The 760-nt window shown below is 56.6% G+C and carries 1 pseudogene; it reads left to right on the forward strand.

The window, feature by feature from the left end:
* Window positions 1–760: pseudogene (locus ABD76_RS13150) on the forward strand (contractile injection system protein, VgrG/Pvc8 family); the annotation flags it as partial.

Below are 760 nucleotides of genomic sequence, written 5' to 3' on the forward strand. Positions count from 1 at the left end.
AGTATGGAGACATGCGCAAGGAAGCGGCGTGGACATGTCCGAACAAGAACTGACCCTGTCTACCTCGGGAGCATTGTCAATTACGCTTCATGAAGGGAACGGCATTACCGTCAGCAGCCCGGGAGATGTGCGGATTCAAGGCGGTCACGTGAAGCTGGATGCAGGTCAGGAACTGTCGCTTACAGCGGGAAGTGCATTGTACCTCACAGGCGGAGCCAGCAGCATGGTCCTGGATGGTGAAACGGATATCAAGGCCCCGGTAGTTGAGCAAGAGGGAACGGTGAAGGCTCCAGTGTTCGTCATGGATCTTCCTCCTGTGCCGGAGCCGCCGCTGATGAATGTGAAAGACTACGAATCAGCCCAAGCCGCAGCCACGGAGGGTTCCACCGACAACAAAGCCAAGACTCCGACCGCGAAGCTCACGAGCCCGGCCGATCAAAAACAAGCGGATGGATTGCTGGGTACGGAGTCCAAGCTGCTAGGCTCCATTCCGGTGATAGGAGCAGTAGCGGGAGCGGCATTAGGCGGACTTGCCGGAGCGGCGGTGAGTGCGAGTCTGCTAGCAAGCGCAGCTATTCCTGTTCGAAGTACAGGAACGAGCCGTGCTGGAGGTGGAGGCGCACAAGGCGGGTTGCATCCGCTGAAATATCTGGCCAGTCTGGTTATGCAAGGACTCATCAGTCAATACGAGCACGAGAAAGCCAAAGATGCCTATTATAGAAAGTGGCTGCTGGGCAAGGTATTTACAAGTGCGCGTGAG

Source organism: Paenibacillus dendritiformis, from assembly GCF_015845845.1.
Classification (GTDB): Bacteria; Bacillota; Bacilli; order Paenibacillales; family Paenibacillaceae; genus Paenibacillus_B; species Paenibacillus_B dendritiformis_C.